At 71.1% G+C, this 17,942-nt stretch carries 12 protein-coding genes and 1 pseudogene; 3 read left to right on the top strand and 10 right to left on the bottom strand.

From position 1 onward, the window contains the following. Positions 1 to 36: 36 nt before the first annotated feature. Positions 37 to 1,638, bottom strand: coding sequence for an alkaline phosphatase D family protein (locus QM782_RS19085; RefSeq protein ID WP_415204466.1), 1,602 nt, complete (start codon positions 1,636 to 1,638; stop codon positions 37 to 39). Positions 1,639 to 1,839: 201 nt separating this feature from the next. Then, positions 1,840 to 3,489 (bottom strand): inorganic phosphate transporter, encoded by a 1,650-nt coding sequence (locus QM782_RS19080; protein WP_415205686.1) that lies wholly within the window; start codon positions 3,487 to 3,489, stop codon positions 1,840 to 1,842. A gap of 1,433 nt (positions 3,490 to 4,922) precedes the next feature. Between QM782_RS19080 and QM782_RS19075 the strand changes: the two genes are divergently transcribed. Further along, entirely contained in the window at positions 4,923 to 6,746 is a 1,824-nt protein-coding gene (locus tag QM782_RS19075; protein WP_415204465.1) for a trypsin-like peptidase domain-containing protein, read from the top strand. After that, complete coding sequence (locus QM782_RS19070; RefSeq protein WP_415204464.1) at positions 6,743 to 9,112, top strand: tetratricopeptide repeat protein; 2,370 nt, start codon at positions 6,743 to 6,745, stop codon at positions 9,110 to 9,112. Before QM782_RS19075 ends, QM782_RS19070 begins: the two co-directional genes overlap by 4 nt. Before the next feature lie 50 nt (positions 9,113 to 9,162). Here the strand turns inward: QM782_RS19070 and QM782_RS19065 are convergent. The 8 genes and pseudogenes from QM782_RS19065 to QM782_RS19030 all read right to left on the bottom strand — a co-directional run. After that, a pseudogene (locus tag QM782_RS19065) lies at positions 9,163 to 9,294 on the bottom strand (toxin YhaV); the annotation flags it as partial. Positions 9,295 to 9,352: 58 nt separating this feature from the next. Continuing rightward, entirely contained in the window at positions 9,353 to 10,942 is a 1,590-nt protein-coding gene (locus tag QM782_RS19060; protein WP_415204463.1) for an FAD-dependent oxidoreductase, read from the bottom strand. A gap of 89 nt (positions 10,943 to 11,031) precedes the next feature. Then, on the bottom strand, positions 11,032 to 12,765 hold the full coding sequence (locus tag QM782_RS19055; RefSeq protein WP_415204462.1) for an ABC transporter substrate-binding protein: 1,734 nt from the start codon (positions 12,763 to 12,765) through the stop codon (positions 11,032 to 11,034). 114 nt (positions 12,766 to 12,879) lie between these two features. Continuing rightward, a complete protein-coding gene (locus tag QM782_RS19050; protein ID WP_415204461.1) occupies positions 12,880 to 13,188 on the bottom strand; it encodes a DUF2160 domain-containing protein in 309 nt (102 codons plus the stop codon). A gap of 17 nt (positions 13,189 to 13,205) precedes the next feature. Further along, on the bottom strand, positions 13,206 to 14,018 hold the full coding sequence (locus tag QM782_RS19045; RefSeq protein ID WP_415204460.1) for a carbohydrate ABC transporter permease: 813 nt from the start codon (positions 14,016 to 14,018) through the stop codon (positions 13,206 to 13,208). Then, complete coding sequence (locus QM782_RS19040) at positions 14,011 to 14,907, bottom strand: carbohydrate ABC transporter permease (RefSeq protein WP_415204459.1); 897 nt, start codon at positions 14,905 to 14,907, stop codon at positions 14,011 to 14,013. Before QM782_RS19040 ends, QM782_RS19045 begins: the two co-directional genes overlap by 8 nt. Further along, positions 14,904 to 15,974 (bottom strand): ABC transporter ATP-binding protein, encoded by a 1,071-nt coding sequence (locus QM782_RS19035; RefSeq protein ID WP_415204458.1) that lies wholly within the window; start codon positions 15,972 to 15,974, stop codon positions 14,904 to 14,906. Before QM782_RS19035 ends, QM782_RS19040 begins: the two co-directional genes overlap by 4 nt. 2 nt (positions 15,975 to 15,976) lie before the next feature. Then, the gene (locus QM782_RS19030) at positions 15,977 to 17,056 is read right to left on the bottom strand and encodes an ABC transporter ATP-binding protein (RefSeq protein ID WP_415205685.1); all 1,080 of its coding nucleotides are present in this window, start codon (positions 17,054 to 17,056) and stop codon (positions 15,977 to 15,979) included. A gap of 107 nt (positions 17,057 to 17,163) precedes the next feature. Here QM782_RS19030 and QM782_RS19025 point away from each other — a divergent pair, with 107 nt between their 5' ends. Next, entirely contained in the window at positions 17,164 to 17,937 is a 774-nt protein-coding gene (locus QM782_RS19025) for a DeoR/GlpR family DNA-binding transcription regulator (RefSeq protein ID WP_415204457.1), read from the top strand. The last annotated feature ends 5 nt before the right edge of the window (positions 17,938 to 17,942 follow it).

The following is a 17,942-nucleotide window of genomic DNA, read 5'->3' as shown; positions in this document are numbered from 1 at the left end:
GGAGCCCTCGACGTGGGCGGACCGGACGGCCGGCGCCTACGCCCGCTGCGCCTCCAGCGTCCTGGTGAACAGCGCCTGCCCGTCCAGGTCCTTGAGCGTGACGGTCAGCGCCTGGCTGCGGTGGTCGATGTCCACCTGGCCGAAGAACTGGTAGCCCTCGGTGGGCGCGGAATTGTCGTAGCCCGCGCCCTTCTGGAAGACGACCTCGCCGCCGAAGGTCTTGTCCATCTCGTTGGGGCCGAAGCCGCCGGCGTTCAGCGGGCCGGAGACGAACTCCCAGAACGGATCGAAGTCCTGGAACTTCGCGCGCTCGGGGCTGAAGTGGTGGGCCGCCGTGTAGTGCACGTCGGCGGTGAGCCAGACGACGTTCCTGATGCCCGCGTCCTTGATGCCCTTGAGCAGGCGTGCGATCTCCATCTCGCGCCCCTTGGGCGCGCCGTGGTCGCCGTTGGCCACGGCTTCCCACCGGGCGCGGCCCTCGGCGTCCTTTCCGTCGGGCACGAACAGGCTGATCGGCATGTCGGCGGCGATGATCTTCCAGGTGGCGCGGCTGCGCTTCAGGCCGGCCAGCAGCCAGTCCACCTGCGGGCGGCCGAGGAAGTCGGTCTCGGCGCTTTCGGTGGTCTGCAGGTTGTGGCTGTTGGGGCCGCGGTAGCTGCGCATGTCCAGCACGAAGACGTCGGCCAGCGGGCCCTGTGGCAGGTGGCGGTACACACGCTGCGGCTCGGCCGCGCCGAACGGGCGCATCGGCGCGTATTCCATGAAGGCGCGCTGGCCGCGCGCGGCCAGCAGCTGCACGTTCTTCTCGGTATAGCGCGCATCGTTCACCACGCTCTTGCTGTCCGAGTAGTTGTTGCTGACCTCGTGGTCGTCCCACTGCCAGATCTGCGCCACCTCGGCGCCGAAGGCGCGCACGTTGGCGTCCATCAGGTTGTAGCGGTGCCGGCCGCGGAACTCGTCCAGCGTCTCGGCCACCTTGCCGACCTCGGGCGTGACCAGGTTCTTCCACAGCGTGCCGTCGCGCAGCTTCAGCTCGGCCGGGATCGGGCCGTCGGCATAGACGGTGTCGCCGCTGTGGATGAAGAGGTCGGGATTCGTCTTGCGCATGGCCTCGTAGATGCGCATGCCGCCGAAGGCCTCGTTGATGCCGAAGCCCTGGCCGGCGGTGTCGCCGCTCCACACCAGGCGCAGCGGGCGCGTGGCCGGGCCGTCGGCGGCCTGCGGCGTGCGGAAGTGGCCCGGCACCGCGGGCGAGCGCACGCTGGCGCTGCCCAGGTCCTCGAGCACCACGCGGTAGAAGATGTCCTGCCCGGCCGGCAGGCCCTGCAGGTCGATGCGGCCGGTGCCGTCGCCGCTGGCCAGCAGCAGGTCGGGGCCGCGCACGCGCGTGGCGTTGGCGAAGCCGGCGGTGGTGGACCATTCCAGCCACAGGCGCGCATCGCGGCTGGCGCGGGCCCAGACGATGGCGCGGTCGGCCAGCACGTCGCCGCTCTGCACGCCCGAGGGCAGCAGCGGACGGGCGCCGTCGCGGGTGATGGCGGCGGGCGCGGCCTGCGCGCGCAGCACGGCGGGCAGCAGGCCGCTGCCGGCGACGGCAGTGGAAGAAAGCAGGAAACGGCGGCGGGGAATCGTGGTCATCGTAGGAAGGTGTTTTCAAAAGCCAATCGACGCCGGCAGCTTAGGAAGGCGCGATGACATCCGCGTGACCCTCGGGACGGTGTCGCCCTTCCCTCGGCCGTGGCTGCGGCCGCGGATTGCCGGTGCCTCGCCGCCGCTGCGTCGATGCGCCCGCCACCGTGCATTACGGCCCGGCCTGCAGCCCGAGGGCCGGACCTCGCCTCAGAACACGTGCGACAGCAGCCAGTACAGGCTGCCGGACAGCAGCATGGCCGCGGGCAGCGTCGTCACCCAGGCCAGCAGCAGGTTGCGCAGCGTGGACATCTGCAGGCCCGAGCGGTTGGCCGCCATGGTGCCGGCCACGCCGGAGGACAGCACGTGCGTGGTGGACACCGGCAGGCCGTACATGTCGGCCGCGCCGATGGTGGCCATGGCCACCAGCTCGGCCGAGGCGCCCTGCGCGTAGGTCAGGTGGGTCTTGCCGATCTTCTCGCCCACGGTCACCACGATGCGCTTCCAGCCCACCATGGTGCCCAGGCCCAGCGCGATCGCCACCGACACCTTGACCCACAGCGGGATGAACTTGGTGGCGCCGTCCAGCTCGTGCTTGAAGGCGTGCAGCTGCTGCTGCGTGTCGGCCGACAGGGCCGGCGCGCCCTGCTTCTCGATGAGGCGGATGGCTTCCGAGGCCAGGTACATGTCGTTGCGCACGTTGGCCACGGCCACGGCCGGCACCTTGGCCAGCGAGCCGTGCTGCGCCACCTGCTCGCCGATGTGGGCCGACAGCGTGGCCAGCGCGGGCACCAGCGCGGGCGTGGCCTCGCGGGCACGCAGGTAGTCGGACAGCACCTTGCGGGCCTGCTCGCCCGAGGCGGGCGCGACCAGCGGCGTGCTCTTGAGCAGCTGCGCCTGCGTGGCCTGGGCCGCGGCCACGAACTGCGGCGTGTGGCTGTCGGGCACGGCATGGTTGAGCGCGTAGGCGATGGGCACCGTCCCGACCAGGATCAGCATGATCAGGCCCATGCCCTTCTGCCCGTCGTTGGAGCCGTGGGCGAAGGACACGCCGGTGCAGGTGAAGATCAGCAGCGCACGGATCCACCACGGCGGCGGCGCGTCGCTGCGCGGCTCTTCGTACAGTGCGCGGTTCTTGACCAGCGCTTTCAGCGCCAGCAGCAGCAAGGCGGCGCAGACGAAGCCGACGATCGGCGAGACCAGCAGCGCCTTGCCCACCGAGGCGGCCTGGCCCCAATCGACGCCGCTGGTACCGTCACGGCCGTGCATCAGCGCATTGGCGATGCCCACGCCGATGATCGAGCCCACCAGCGTGTGCGACGACGAGGCCGGCAGCCCCAGCCACCAGGTGCCCAGGTTCCAGATGATGGCGGCGATCAGCAGCGCGAACACCATCGCGAAGCCCGCGCCCGAGCCGACCTGCAGGATCAGCTCCACCGGCAGCAGCGAGATGACGCCGAAGGCCACGACGCCGCTGGAGAACAGCACGCCCAGGAAGTTGAACAGCCCCGACCAGGCCACCGCCACGCCCGGCGGCAGCGAGTGGGTGTAGATCACCGTGGCGACGGCATTGGCCGTGTCGTGGAAGCCGTTGACGAACTCGAAGCCGAGCGCGATCAGCAGCGCCACGCCCAGCAGGATGAAGGAGACGTAGGTGGTCGTCCCCAGGGCGATGGCGCCGGTCGCCTCCACGTCCTGCGCCAGGCTCCAGGCCGCATAGGCCAGGCCCAGGGCCAGCATGCCCACGAACACGACGACGGACGCCAGGCTGGGCCGGCGATCCAGTTGCGGCCTGTGCACCGGCGGGTGGGTGGCGGAAAAACCAGGCGAGGAATGGGAAGTGCTGTTGACGGAACTCATGGGACAGGCGCACGGCATGCGCCCAATGTGGAATATGAGCGGAATTGTTTCCAGCCACCGTGAAGCCAATGTGACAGCAAGCCGTGGCGCCCCCAGTCCGCCGCCGTCCACCGCCCTGACCGGGCAGCCGCCCGCCGCGCCGGCGCGGGCCACGGCGGCGGCCTGCCCCGGGCCGAGGATGCCGCCGAAGCCCATCACCGGCATGGCCTTCGGATCGGCGATGAAGCCGGGGCCGGGGCGCAGCGGGCCCGCGCCCGCGCCGGCCGCATGGCCGCCGCGCAGCGCGGTCCAGGCCAGCATCTTGGCCAGCACCGCGGCGTCCGGCAACACGAAGCCGCGCGCCAGGGCGGCGGGGGGCAACGCTGTGGAGCCGCTGCCGTGCTGGTGGCGCGCGGCCAGCCGCGGCAGGGCCAGCCAGCCGCGCGTCTCGCCCGGTGCCGGCAGCCAGGGGCTGAGCGGGCCGTCCCACCAGTCTGGCGCCAGCCGGGCCTGGCTGGGGGCACGGGCAGCGTCGCCGGTGACGCAAACCGCCTGCGCGCCCTGGCGGCGCAGCGCCGCGGCCAGCGCCGGCGCGGTGGCATCGTCGGCCCGGCCGCTCGGGCGCTGGGCTTCGCGGCGGGGTTGGGCGTCATCGGGCAGGCGGCGCAGGCCGGGCAGTTGCAGCAGGCCCTGGCCCGAGCCGATGGGCGCGCCCCGGGGCACGCGCAGCCCAGGGTGGCGCTGGCCGGCGACGTGGATCTTGCGGGAGGCGGACAGCGGCTCGCGGCTGAGCTGGATGCGCTGCGCCAACGCGGAGGCGTGGTGGATGCGGTCGTTCATGGCGTGGTCTCCGGGTTGACCCCCCGGGGCCTGGCCATGAAACGGACGGACGACGGCGCGCGCAAGCGATGGACTCGCCGGCACGATGGGCGTGCAGGGCCGAGGATCGGTCCAACAGAAAGGCGGGAGAACGCGGGCAGGCTTGCCGCGACCTCGGCCCTGGAACCATCCAGGGCCCGCGCCCCAGTTGCTGGGAGCAGGCCCTTCTTGCGCCGGTACGGACCGGATCAAGTTCAGCGGGACCATGGCTTCCACCACATCTCAGTTTTCCATGGCGCCGGCGCGCCACCCGCAAGGCATGAAACCGGCTTGCAGGCAAAGGTTCACAAGGCCGCGGAGCAGGCCATGCAAGTGCACCCGCGGAACTGGCTCTGCCAGGCCGCCGGGTGCGCCCCTTGAGGGGGATGGGACTTCTACACGCAGTGAGAAGTCCAAACGGGGTGGTTTCATTTCAGCCCGACGCGCTGTTCCATCCACAGGGAAGGAAAGCGGCGCGACAGGGCACCCCGGAGCAGGCCCGCGCTAGATGCCGACCCGGGGCGGGTGCGCGGCTGCACTAGACTCCGGCGCCGCTCATGCTTGCGTCCAGGGTCCGCGGCGCCGAGGAGACTTCCGTGCCGCGTCGACTTTCCTGCGCGCTGATGGCCATCGCGCTGTGCCTGCCTGCATTGGCCCAGCCGGCCGATCCGGCCGATCCGGCCCGGCTGTTCGAGCGCCTGGACCCCTCGGTGCCGGTGCTCGAGGCGCTGGACGGCCAGGGCGAGGTGATCGGCACGGCCACCGCGGTCGCGGTCGGCGGCGGGCGCTTCGTCGCCGCCTGCACCAGCATCGCGGGCAGCGACGCGATCCGCCTGGTGGCGGGCGGGCAGTCGGCCAGCGCCGAGCTGAAGGCGCACGATGCCCGGCGCAACCTGTGCCTGCTGGCGGCCGCCGGCCTGGGCGCCGTGCCGGCGATCGAGCCGGCGCCGGGGCCGGGCCTGCCGCAGGTCGGCGCGCGCGTGTTCGCGCTGTCGAACGCGCTGGGCCTGGGGGTCGGGCTGTCCGAAGGCGTGATCGCCGGCGTGCGCAGGCAAGGCGACATGACGCTGCTGCAGTTCACCGCGCCGATCTCGCCGGGCTCGGAAGGCGGCGCGCTGGTCGATGCGCAGGGCCGGCTGGTCGGCATCATCGACTACCGACAGCGCGACAGGCAAAACGTGAACTTCGCGCTGCAGGCCGCGGCGATCGCCGAGATCGAGACGCGCAGCGTGCAGGACGCCCACCGCCAGGCGCTGCTGGACCGGGCGCCGCGGCTGTTTCGCGCCGCCGATGCCGAAGGGCTGACCCAGCTGGCCCAGGACTGGACGAACCGCCTTCCGGACGATGCCGACGGCTGGGCCTGGCTGGCGCTGGCCGCACGCCTGCGCAACGACGCCGCGGCCGAGGAACAGGCCTGGCGCCGCGCGCAGCAGGCCGAGCCGTCGTCGTTCGCGTCGCTGGGCATTGCGGGCGCGCTGCTCCGGCAGCGGCGTTTCGCCGAGGCCGGCACGCTTGCCGAGGGCCTGCTGGCCCAGCGCCAGGAAGACCCGGCGGTCTGGGCGCTGCTGGGCCTGGCCCGCCACGGCGCCGGTGAGCTGGCGCAGGCCGACGAGGCCTACCACAAGGCCCTGTCGCTGGACCCCTGGCACGGGCCGGCCCACGAGGGCCTGATCGCACTGGCCACCGGGCGTGGCGACCATGCCGCCGCGGCTGCGGCCTGGGCCAGGCTGGTGCGCCTGCATCCGCGCCAGGCCAGGCTGCGCTGGCGGCTGGCCGAAAGCCTGCTGCGTTCGGATCAAGCGGCGCGGGCCTGGGCCCTGCTGGCGCGCCTGCCGGCGGACATGGCCGATACCGGCGACGGGCTGTTCTGGCAGGGCGCGACGCTGGTGGCGCTGGGCCGGCCGCAGCAGGGTGCGGATGCCTTTCGCGCCAGCCTGGCCAAGGCGCCGTCCGATCCGTCGCGGGTCTGGTCCGAGCTGGGCAAGGTCTACCAGAACTTCCACCGCTTTCCCGAGGCGATCGCCGCGCACCGGCAGGCCGTGCAACTGGCGCCGCACGTGCCCGATCGCCGCTTCTGGCTGGCGGTGGCGTTGAAGGACGGCGGCCACATCGAAGAGGCGCTGACGATCGACCGGGCCCTGGTGGCCGAGTTGCCGAACGAGGCCGGCGGCTGGCGGCAGCTCGGGATGGCGAGCGCGGCGGCCCAGCAGACCGAGGCCAGCATCGCGGCGCTGGAACGCTCGCTGGCGCTGGATTCGACGCAGGCCCGCCTGTGGGGCCTGCTGATCGAGCAGTACCACGCCGCCGGCCGGCACCAGGACGTGCGGCGCGCCTATGCCAGCCTGCGCGGGCTCGACCCCACGATGGCCGAGCGCAGCTACCGCGCGACGATCGCGCCCTACGAACAGGGGGCGAAATGACGCGCGCCCGCACCGGCATCAACCGGCTGGCCGCCGCCGTGGCCGGCATCGCCGCAGCCGCCTTCGCGCCCTGCAGCCATGCCGACGACGCGCAGGCGCTCTTCGACCGGCTCGCGCCCTCGGTCGTGACCGTGCTGGCCTATGACGAGGCCGGCGCCGCCGCCGGCCAGGGCAGCGGCGTGGCGCTGGGCGGGGGGCGCATCGTCAGCAACTGCCACGTGGTGCGCGACGCGGCGCGGCTGGAAGTGCAGGCGGCGCAGCAGCGGCATGCGGCGCGCTGGACGCGTGCTGACTCATCGCGCGACCTGTGCGTGCTCGAAGCCGAGGGCTTCGCCGGCCCGCCGGTGCGCATCCGGCCGCTGGCGGGGCTGGCAGTCGGCGAGCCCGTGCATGCCATCGGCAACCCGCTGGGCTTTGGCCTGGCGGTGAGCAGCGGCCTGGTCACGCGGCTGGCCGAGATCGACGGCGAGCGGGTGATCCTGAGCAGCGCCGCCCAGTCGCCGGGCTCCAGCGGCGGCGGGCTGTTCGACGCGCAGGGCCGGCTGGTCGGCATCAGCACCGGCGTGCTCAGCGCCGGCCAGCAGCTGAACATCGCGCTGCCGGCCGACTGGGTGGCGCAGCTGGCGTCGCGTGGCATCGCGCCGCCGGCCGTGCCCCCGCTGCCGGAGCCCGAGCCGCGCTGGGTGGACGAGGGCTTCGCGATGCAGGAGGCCGGGGCCTGGCAGCGCCTGCAGGCGCACGCGCTGGCCTGGCGCGCGGCGCAGCCGACGGCGGCGCGCGCATCGCTGTTCCTGGCCGCGGCCTTGTTCAACCAGGACGAGGTGGCCCAGGCCGAGGCAGCGCTGCGCGAGGCGCTGCGCCAGGACGACCACATGGCGCACGCCTGGCACTACCTGGGCCTGGTGCTGCACCAGGCCGGCCGGCAGGCCGAGGCCGAGCAGGCGATGGACCGGGCGCTCGCCCTGCTGCCGGCCTCGTCCGGCGTCTACCTGGCACGCGGCCGCTGGCGGCTGGACGCCGGGCAGCCGGCGCAAGCGCTGCCGCTGGCCGAACGGGCCGTGGCGATCGCGCCGGAAGAGCCGCAGCACTGGCTGCTACTAGGCGCGGTGCGCCAGGCGCTCGGCCAGCCGGACGAAGCGATCCGCGCCTACCGCGCCGGCTTGAGCCTGAACGAACGCGACGAGGCCGCGCGCAACCAGCTTGCGCGCCTGCTGGCCGGGCGCGGGCAGGACGCCGCCGCCCATCGCACGCTGGCCGAGCACGCCGGCCGCACCACCGATGCGCGGACGCTGATCGCAGTCGGCCTGGCCGACTACGACCGGCAGCGCTACGTGCCGGCCGAGGACGCCTTCCGCCGCGCCATCGCCGCCGCGCCCGACATGGCCGAGGGCTGGGAGAAGCTGGGCCACGTGCTCGTCAAGATGCAGCGCGACGACGAAGCGGCCGAGGCCCTGGATCGCGCGCTGCAGCTGGACCCCAACCGGGTCGAGGCGCGGATCGAGCGCAGCAACCTGCACGGCCGGCGTGGCGACCTGCGCGCCGCGCTGGCCGACGCCAGGCGGGCGACCGAGCTGGCGCCGCAGGAACCGCGCACCTGGCGGGGGCTGGCCTTCCACAGCACGGCCGCGCAAGACCCGCGCACGGCGATCGCCGCCTACCGGCGCATCGACGACATGGGCCGGGCCACGGTGGCCGACCTCGCCACGCTGGGCGACCTGCTCAGCCGCAGCGGCGACGCCAGCGGCGCGCTGGCCGTGTTCACCAAGGCCGAGGCGCTGGACCCCCGCGACGCGGGGCTGATGGTGAACATCTCCGCCTTCCACGGCCGCGCCGGCGATCGGGCCAAGGCGCGGCAGTACATCGACCGCGCGCTGGCCATCGACCCGCGCCACGCGGTTGCGCTCAGCAGCCTGGGTTACCTGCAACTGCTGGGCGGCACGACGGACGAGGCGGTGAAGACACTGGAACGCGCGGTGGCCATCGACCCGTCGCTGTCCAACAGCTGGATCAACCTCGGCCACGCCTACCTGCGCGCCCGCAATGCCGGCCGGGCGATCGCGGCGCTGGACAAGGCCCTGGCGCTCACGCCGAACGCCTTCGACGCCCACATCTACATCGCCCAGGCCTACCTGGCCACGCGCGATGGCGCCAAGGCCGATGCCCATGCGCAAAAAGTGCTGGCCAAGCTGCCCGACATGGTCCCGGCGCTGGGGCTGGCCCTGCTGGGCCAGCTGATGGACGGCCGCGCCGACGAGGCCCTGGCCACCTACCGCCGGCTGCAGGCGCGCGACCCGCTGGCCGCGCGCCGGTTTCGCGAGCAGGCCATCGGCGTCGGCCTGGCGGGGGCGGCGGGCCTGCCGCCCTGAGGCCGTGCTGCCGTTGCATGCCTGGCCGGCTGCCGCGGCACGCGCGACACCTATTCCGGCCCGTGCCAATCCCGCCGGCTGGCCTGCACCGATGCGTTCCATGGGTCTGGAGGGTTCCCGCGCCCGAGCATCTTCTCGAACACGGCATACGGGCCTGGCTTGCTGCCCGCTGAGTAAACCGTCACGGCTTTCGAGCCGGCTCCGGTGATCGAGGGTCGGTGCCCGGGCTTCGACCCGTGCTCATGCCCCGGGAACGGTGGCGTACTGCCGCGCGAGCGCCAGGAAAGCTTCCAGCGCCGGGTCGTGGCCCGGCAGTTCCTCTTGCAGGATCGCGGCCACGCGGGGCGCGAGCGCGGCGGCCAGCCGCGCGTCGAGGAACAACACGCGGGCGCGGCGGGCGAGCACATCTTCCACGCTGCGTGCGTATTCGTGGCGCACGGCGAAGCGCACCATCGCCTCGGTCAGGCCGGGCGCGAGCGCCGTGTCCGCCCCCGGCAGGCGCTCCAAGCACGGCGCCTCGCTGCCGTAGGAATGGGGGCCCTGGGGCGCGTCCAGGCCGACGTGCGCGCGCGCACCGTTGGCGCCGACCACGGGCAGCGACGCGGTGGCGCCGGCGGGCCGCGAGGGCAGCAGCCCCAGGTCCATGCATTTCTGCAGCACGTCCTCGGCCATCGCGCGGTAGGTCGTCCACTTGCCGCCGGTCACGGTGACCAGGCCGCTGCGGCTCGCCAGCACCGTGTGCTCGCGGCTGATGCGCTTGGTGTTGCCGCCGTCGTCGTCCTGCGGCTTGACCAGCGGGCGCAGGCCGACCCAGATGCTGCGCACGTCGGCGGCCCGGGGGGCGCGCCGCAGGTAGCGGGCCGATTCGCCGAGGATGAAAGCGACTTCCTCGCGCATCGCCACGGGCTCGCGCGCCAGGTCGTGGCGCGGGGTGTCGGTGGTGCCCAGGATCAGCTTGCCGAGCCAGGGCACGGCGAAGAGCACGCGCCCGTCGGCCGTCTTGGGCACCATCAGCGCGTGGTCCGAGGGCAGGAAGTCGCGGTCGACGACGATGTGCACGCCCTGGCTGGGCGCGACCAGGGGCTGGGTGCGCTGGCCGCAGGCTTCGCCGTCGCGCTGGCGCAGGCCGTCCACCCAGACGCCGGTGGCGTTGACGACGCAGCGCGCAAGCACCTCGAAGCGGCGGCCGGTCTCCGCATCGGCGCAGACCACGCCGGCGACCTTGCCGCCCTCGTAGAGCAAGTCGCTCACCGGGCAGTGGTTGAGCACGAGCGCGCCCTTGAGCGCGGCGGTGCGCGCCAGCGCGAGCGCGAGGCGCGCGTCGTCGAACTGGCCGTCCCAGTACTTGACGCCGCCCTTGAGCCCCTGGGCCATGGCCGTGGGCAGGCAGCGCAGGGTTTCCGCGCGGTTGAGGAATTGCGTCGGGCCGAGCCCCGCGTGGCCGGCCAGCGCGTCGTAGATCTTCAGGCCGGCGCCGTAGAACGGCGTTTCCCACAGCTTGTAGGACGGCATGACGAAAGCCAGCGGCCGCGCCAGGTGCGGCGCGTTGCGCAGCAGCGTGGTGCGCTCGTGCAGCGCCTCGCGCACCAGCGCGATGTTGCCCTGGGCGAGGTAGCGCACGCCGCCGTGCACCAGCTTGGTCGCGCGCGACGAGGTGCCTTCGGCGAAGTCGTGCGACTCCAGTAGTACGACGGACAGGCCGCGCGCGGCGGCGTCGAGCGCCACGCCCAGCCCGGTGGCCCCGCCGCCCACGACCGCGAGGTCATAGGTGGCGGGCCGCGCCAATCGCTCCAGCAGCTGGGTGCGGTCGGTGGGCAGGGGCGGCTGCATCGCGGGTGTCATGGGTCTTGCGGTGCTGCCCGCACCGGGGGCGAAGGGTCTGGCCCTCCACGATCCCGCGGCGCGGCGCAAGGCGCGCGTCAGCGCACCTTGCCTTCCTTCCAGGCTTGCAGCAGGCGGTCGTAGGCGATGGTTTGACCCTTCGGCTTCTCGTTGGCCAGCTTCTTCCACGGCGCGTGCTGGTCGCTCAGCCACTTGGCGGGGTCGCTCTTGGGGTTGAGCTTGGGCGCGCAGCGTTCCATGCCGGCGCGCTGCAGGCGCGCCATCACCTGGTCCATCTCCTCGGCCAGCGTGTCCATCGCCGCCTGCGGCGTCTTTTCGCCGGTGACGGCCTGGGCCACGTTCTTCCACCACAGCTGGGCGAGCTTCGGGTAGTCGGGCACGTTGGTGCCGGTGGGCGACCAGGCGACGCGTGCCGGGCTGCGGTAGAACTCGACCAGCCCGCCGAGCTTCGGCGCCATGTCGCTCATGGCCTGGCTGCGGATGTCGGACTCGCGGATCGGCGTCAAGCCGACGATGGTCTTCTTCAGCGAGGTGCTCTTGGCCGTCACGAACTGCGCATAGAGCCAGGCGGCGGCGAGGCGGTCCGGGTTGTGGTCCTTGAAGAAGGTCCACGAGCCCACGTCCTGGTAGCCGTTCTGCATGCCCTGCTTCCAGTACGGGCCGTTGGGGCCGGGGGCCATGCGCCACTTGGGCGTGCCGTCGGCGTTGACCACCGGCAGCCCCGGCTTGGTCATGTCGGCGGTGAAGGCGGTGTACCAGAAGATCTGCTGCGCGATCTGGCCCTGCGCGGGCACGGGGCCGGATTCGCCGAAGGTCATGCCCATCGCTTCCTTGGGGGCGTACTTCTTCATCCAGTCGACGTACTTGGTCAGCGCGTAGACGGCGGCCGGCGAGTTGGTGGCGCCGCCGCGCGAGACCGACGCGCCCACCGGCGTGCACTTGTCGTCGGCCACGCGGATGCCCCATTCGTCGATGGGCAGGCCGTTGGGGTTGCCGATGTCGGCGGCGCCGGCCATCGACAGCCAGGCGTCGGTGAAGCGCCAGCCCAGGCTCGGGTCCTTCTTGCCGTAGTCCATGTGGCCGTAGATCGGTTTGCCGTCGATGGTCTTCACGTCGTTGCTGAAGAACTCGGCGATGTCCTCGTAAGCGCTCCAGTTCAGCGGCACGCCCAGGTCATAGCCGTACTTGGCTTTGAACTTGTCCTTCAGGTCCTGGCGCGCGAACAGGTCGGCGCGGAACCAGTAGAGGTTGGCGAACTGCTGGTCGGGCAGCTGGTAGAGCTTGCCGTCGGGCGCGGTGGTGAAGCTGGTGCCGATGAAGTCCTTGACGTCCAGGCCGGGGTTGGTCCACTCCTTGCCGCTGCCCGCCATGTAGTCGGTCAGGTTCAGGATCTTGCCGTAGCGGTAGTGCGTGCCGATGAGGTCGGAGTCGCTGATCCAGCCGTCGTAGATGGACTTGCCGGACTGCATCGAGGTCTGCAGCTTCTCGACCACGTCGCCTTCCTGGATCAGGTCGTGCTTGACCTGGATGCCGGTGATCTCGCTGAAGGCCTTGGCGAGCGTCTTGCTCTCGTACTCGTGCGTGGTGATGGTCTCGGACACGACCGAGATGTCCTTCACGCCCTTGGCCTGCAGCTTCTTCGCGGCTTCGATGAACCACTTCATCTCGGCCATCTGCTGGTCCTTGGACAGCGTGGACGGCTGGAACTCGCTGTCGATCCATTTCTGCGCTTCGGCTTCGCCGGCCCATGCGGCCTGGCCCGACGCCAGGAGCGCCGCGGCGAACGCGATCGCCTTGTACTGCAGTTTCATTGCTGTCTCCTCACTTGAGACTCCCCGTTTGGGTGCTTGGAAGCCGGCTCCGGGGGAGGGTCGGGCCGGCTCCTTTCACGCTTCGAAAAAAGCGGGTTGTTTGCGTGGCTACGGTCACCCCTTGCGCATCACGAAGGCGAGCACGGCCATCGAGATCACGAAGCCGATCCACACCGAGGGTTCGGCCTCCAGCGAGAACCACTGCGCCATCTTTTCGCCCAGCCCCACCCAGGCGAGGTTGACGTAGGCGGCCGTGAGCAGGCCGATGAACAGGCGGTCGCCGCGCGTGGTGGCGATCGGCAGGAAGCCCTTGCGCTGCACCGTGGGGGACCTGATTTCCCACACCGTCATGCCGGCGAGCATCAGCACGATGCAGGTGAAGAACACCGCCACCGGGGTCGTCCAGGCCATCCAGTCGAACATCGTTTCCCCTTTCAGGCTCAGACACGCCCCATCGCAAAGCCTTTTGCGATGTAGTGCCGCACGAACCAGATGACGATCGCGCCGGGCACGATGGTCAGCACCCCGGCGGCGGCGAGCGTGGCCCAGTCCATGCCCGAGGCCGACACCGTGCGCGTCATCGTCGCGACGATCGGCTTGGCGTTCACGCTGGTGAGCGTGCGCGCCAGCAGCAGCTCCACCCAGCTGAACATGAAGCAGAAGAACGCCGCCACGCCCACGCCGGCCTTGATCAGCGGCAGGAAGATCGTGAGGAAGAAGCGCGGGAACGAATAACCGTCGATGTAGGCGGTCTCGTCGATCTCGCGCGGGATGCCGCTCATGAAGCCTTCGAGGATCCACACCGCCAGCGGCACGTTGAACAGCAGGTGCGCCAGCGCCACGGCGATGTGCGTGTCCATCAGCCCGACGGTGGTGTAGAGCTGGAAGAAGGGCAGCAGGAACACCGCCGGCGGCGTCATGCGGTTGGTCAGCAGCCAGAAGAACACGTGCTTGTCGCCGAGGAAGCGGTAGCGCGAGAACGCATAGGCCGCGGGCAGCGCGACCGCGACCGAGATCACGGTGTTGATGGCCACGTAGATCAGGCTGTTGATGTAGCCCGAGTACCAGCTTGCGTCGGTGAAGATGGTCTTGTAGTTGTCCCAGGTGAAATGCTGCGGCCACAGCGAGAAGCTGGACAGGATCTCCTCGTTGGTCTTGAAGCTCATGTTGACCATCCAGTAGATGGGCAGCACGGCGAAGACCAGGTAGGCGATCAGGAACAGCGTGCGTTTGCGGAAGCGGGGCTCATTCATGGCCGGCCCCTTCTTTGGAGGCGGTGCCCACGCGCTGCATCCAGTTGTAGAGGATGAAACACAGCAGCAGGATGATCAGGAAGTAGATCAGCGAAAACGCCGCCGCCGGCCCCAGGTCGAACTGGCCGACGGCCTTCTGCGTCAGGTACTGGCTCAGGAAGGTGGTCGCGTTGCCCGGCCCGCCGCCGGTGAGCACGAAGGGCTCGGTGTAGATCATGAAGCTGTCCATGAAGCGCAGCAGTACCGCGATCATCAGCACGCCGCGCATCTTCGGCAGCTGGATGTAGCGGAACACCGCGAACTTGCTCGCGCCGTCGATGCGCGCGGCCTGGTAATAGGCATCGGGGATCGAGCGCAGCCCGGCGAAGCACAGCAGCGCCACCAGCGGCGTCCAGTGCCAGACGTCCATCAGCAGCACCGTGAGCCAGGCCTGCGTGGCGTTGCCGGTGTAGCTGTAGTCGATGCCGGCGGCGTCGAGCGCGGCGCCGAGCAGGCCGATGTCCGAGCGGCCGAAGATCTGCCAGATCGTGCCCACCACGTTCCACGGGATCAGCAGCGACAGCGCCACCACCACCAGCACGGCCGACGACTTCCAGCCCTGCGCCGGCATGGCCAGCGCCAGCAGGATGCCGAGTGGAATCTCCACCGCCAGCACCGCGAGCGAGAAGACGATCTGGCGCAGCAGCGCGCCGTGCAGCTCCTCGTCGCGCATCACCTGCGCGAACCACTCGGTGCCGACGAACACGCGGCGCTCGGGGCTGATGATGTCCTGCACCGAGTAGTTGACCACCGTCATCAGCGGCAGGATGGCCGAGAAGGCCACGCACAGGATCACCGGCAGCACCAGGAACCAGGCTTTCTGGTTGACCGGCTTGGTGGTCTCGTTCACGGCAGCAGCTCCTCGTTGCGGTAGAAGCAGGTGTGTTCGCCCAGCACCTGCAGCCACACGGGCTGGCCCGGCGCCGGCAGCGCCTGCTCGGGCGCGAAGCGCGCCTTCAGCGCCTGGCCCTGCACCGCGGCGCTGAGCATCTGGTGCGTGCCCACGTCCTGCACGCGCGCCACCTCGCAGCGCAGCGCGCCGGGCGCGTGCGCATCGGCCAGCGCCAGGTATTCGGGGCGCACGCCCAGCTGCAGCTCACCCTCGGGCAATGCGCGCGGCAGCGCCAGCCGCTCGCCCGCGATCAGGAGCGCGCCGCCCTGCACCTGCGCGGGCAGGAAGTTCATGCCCGGCGAGCCGATGAAATGCCCGACGAAGGCGTGCTGCGGCCGCTCGAACAGCGCGCCCGGCGTGCCCACCTGCACCACGCGGCCGCGTGTCATCACCACCACCTCGTCGGCGAAGGTCAGCGCCTCGACCTGGTCGTGCGTCACGTAGATCAGCGTGAGCTTCAGTTCGTGGTGGATCTGCTTGAGCTTGCGCCGCAGCTGCCACTTCAGGTGCGGGTCGATCACCGTCAGCGGCTCGTCGAACAGCACGGCCGCCACGTCCTCGCGCACCAGGCCGCGGCCCAGCGAGATCTTCTGCTTGGCGTCGGCCGACAGGCCCGCCGCACGCTGGTCGAGCTGGCCGCTCATCTCCAGCATCTCGGCGATCTGGCCGACGCGGCGGCGGATGCGTTCGGCCGGCACCTTGCGGTTGCGCAGCGGGAACGCCAGGTTCTCGGCCACGGTCATGGTGTCGTAGATGACCGGGAACTGGAACACCTGGGCGATGTTGCGTTCCTGCGGGCTGGCGTGCGTCACGTCGCGGCCGTCGAAGCGCACGCTGCCCTGCGAGGGCACGAGCAGGCCCGACATGATGTTCAGCATCGTCGTCTTGCCGCAGCCCGAAGGGCCGAGCAGCGCATAGGCGCCGCCGTCGGCGAAGGCCATCTGCAGCGGCAGCAGCGCGTAGTCGCTGTCCTGGCGCGGGTCGGGCCGGTACGAGTGGGCGAGATCGAGTTCGATGCGCGCCATCGTCAGTGCCCTCCCGGGTGGGCGCGCGCGGGCGCGCGCAGCAGCGCACCATCGCCGCCGAACACGTAGGCCTGCGCCGGGTCGAGGTGCAGCGCGACGCGGCTGCCCAGTTCCAGGTAGTGCACGCCGGTGACCTGGGCCACCAGTTCACCCCAGGGCGTGTCGGCGTGGATGAAGGTGTCGGAGCCGGAGATCTCCGCCAGCTCCACCGTGCCTTGCACCGCCACGTCGCCGGGGCGCGGCGCCAGGCGCAGCGCGCTCGCGCGCAGGCCCACCGTCACGTCCCCTTGCGTCGGCTGCGGCAGGCGCAGCGGCAGCAGGTCGCCGCTGGCCAGGCGCAGCCCGCCATCCATCGGCTGCGCCGGCAGCAGGTTCATCGGCGGATCGCTGAACGCACGCGCCACGCGCAGCGACGCGGGCGCGTGGAAGACCTCGGCCGTCGGGCCGTATTGCAGCAACTCGCCCTCGTGCAGCACGGCGGTGTAACCGCCCAGCAGCAACGCCTCGCCGGGCTCGGTGGTGGCATAGACCACGGTGGAGTCGCCGGCGGCGAACAGCTGCGTGAGTTCCTCGCGCAGCTCTTCGCGCAGCTTGTAGTCGAGGTTGACCAGCGGCTCGTCCAGCAGCATCAGCGGCGCGCCCTTGGCGAGCGCGCGCGCCAGCGCCACGCGCTGCTGCTGGCCGCCCGAGAGTTCGGCCGGGTAGCGCTCCAGGAACATCTCGATGTGCAGCCGCCCGGCGATCTCGCGCACGCGCGCCTCGACGTTCTTCTCGCCGCGCAGCCGCAGCGGCGAGGCGATGTTGCCGGCCACCGTCAGCGACGGGTAGTTGATGAACTGCTGGTAGACCATGGCGACGTTGCGCTCGCGCACCGGCACGCCGGTCACGTCGGCGCCGTCGACGCGCACCCGGCCTTCGGTGGGCGCGTCCAGCCCGGCCATGATGCGCATCAGGCTGGTCTTGCCCGCCTGCGTGGCGCCCAGCAGCACCGTGACGGCACCGCCATGCAGCGCCATGCTCATCGGATGGAGCCATGCCTGCGGGCCGACCCGCTTGCCAATTTGCTCCAGCACCAACTCCATTGTCACCTTTCTTTTTCGATTTGGATGATTTTTTGTTCTTTTTCGATCGATTTGACTAGATGCTTACCCTTGGTTCTTTTCTCTTTGGTTCGTTTTAAATTCGGCGCGTGAACACCAACCCACGCCAGCTGCTGCTGCTGGAGGAAGTACGCCAGCGCCAGTCCGCCACCGTCGAGCAACTCGCCGACATCCTGGGCGTGACGCTGCAGACCGTGCGCCGCGACGTGCAGCGCCTGGCCGAGCAGGGGCTGCTCGCGCGCTTCCACGGCGGCGTGCGCGTGCCCAGCTCCACCGTCGAGAACATCGCCCACACCCAGCGCCAGATGCTCAACGCCGCGGGCAAGGCGCGCATCGCGCGCGCGGTGGCGCAGGCGGTGCCGAACGGCTGCTCGCTGATCCTCAACATCGGCACCACCACCGAGGCCATCGCCCAGGCGCTGATGCACCACCGCGGCCTGCGCGTGCTGACCAACAACCTGAACGTCGCCGCCATCCTGAGCGGCAACCCGGAGTGCGAGCTGATCGTGGCCGGCGGCGTGGTGCGCACGCGCGACCGCGGCATCGTGGGCGAGGCGGCGGTGGACTTCATCCGCCAGTTCCGCGTCGACATCGCGCTCATCGGCATTTCCGGCATCGAGCCCGACGGCACGCTGCGCGACTTCGACTACCGCGAGGTGAAGGTGGCGCAGACCATCATCGAACACGCGCGCGAGGTCTGGCTCGCGGCCGACCACGGCAAGTTCAACCGCCCGGCGATGGTCGAGCTGGCCACGCTCACGCAGATCGACCGCCTGTTCACCGACGCGCCGCCGCCCGAGCCTTTCCCCGCGCTGCTGCACGACGCGGGCGTGCAATGCACCATCGCGGCGGAAGGCGCCTGAGCATC

It is taken from the genome of Pseudorhodoferax sp. (assembly GCF_047601025.1).
GTDB lineage: Bacteria > Pseudomonadota > Gammaproteobacteria > Burkholderiales > Burkholderiaceae_C > Pseudorhodoferax.
The sequence above is the reverse complement of the archived record's forward strand: the minus strand, read 5'-3'. Positions and strand labels throughout refer to the sequence as shown.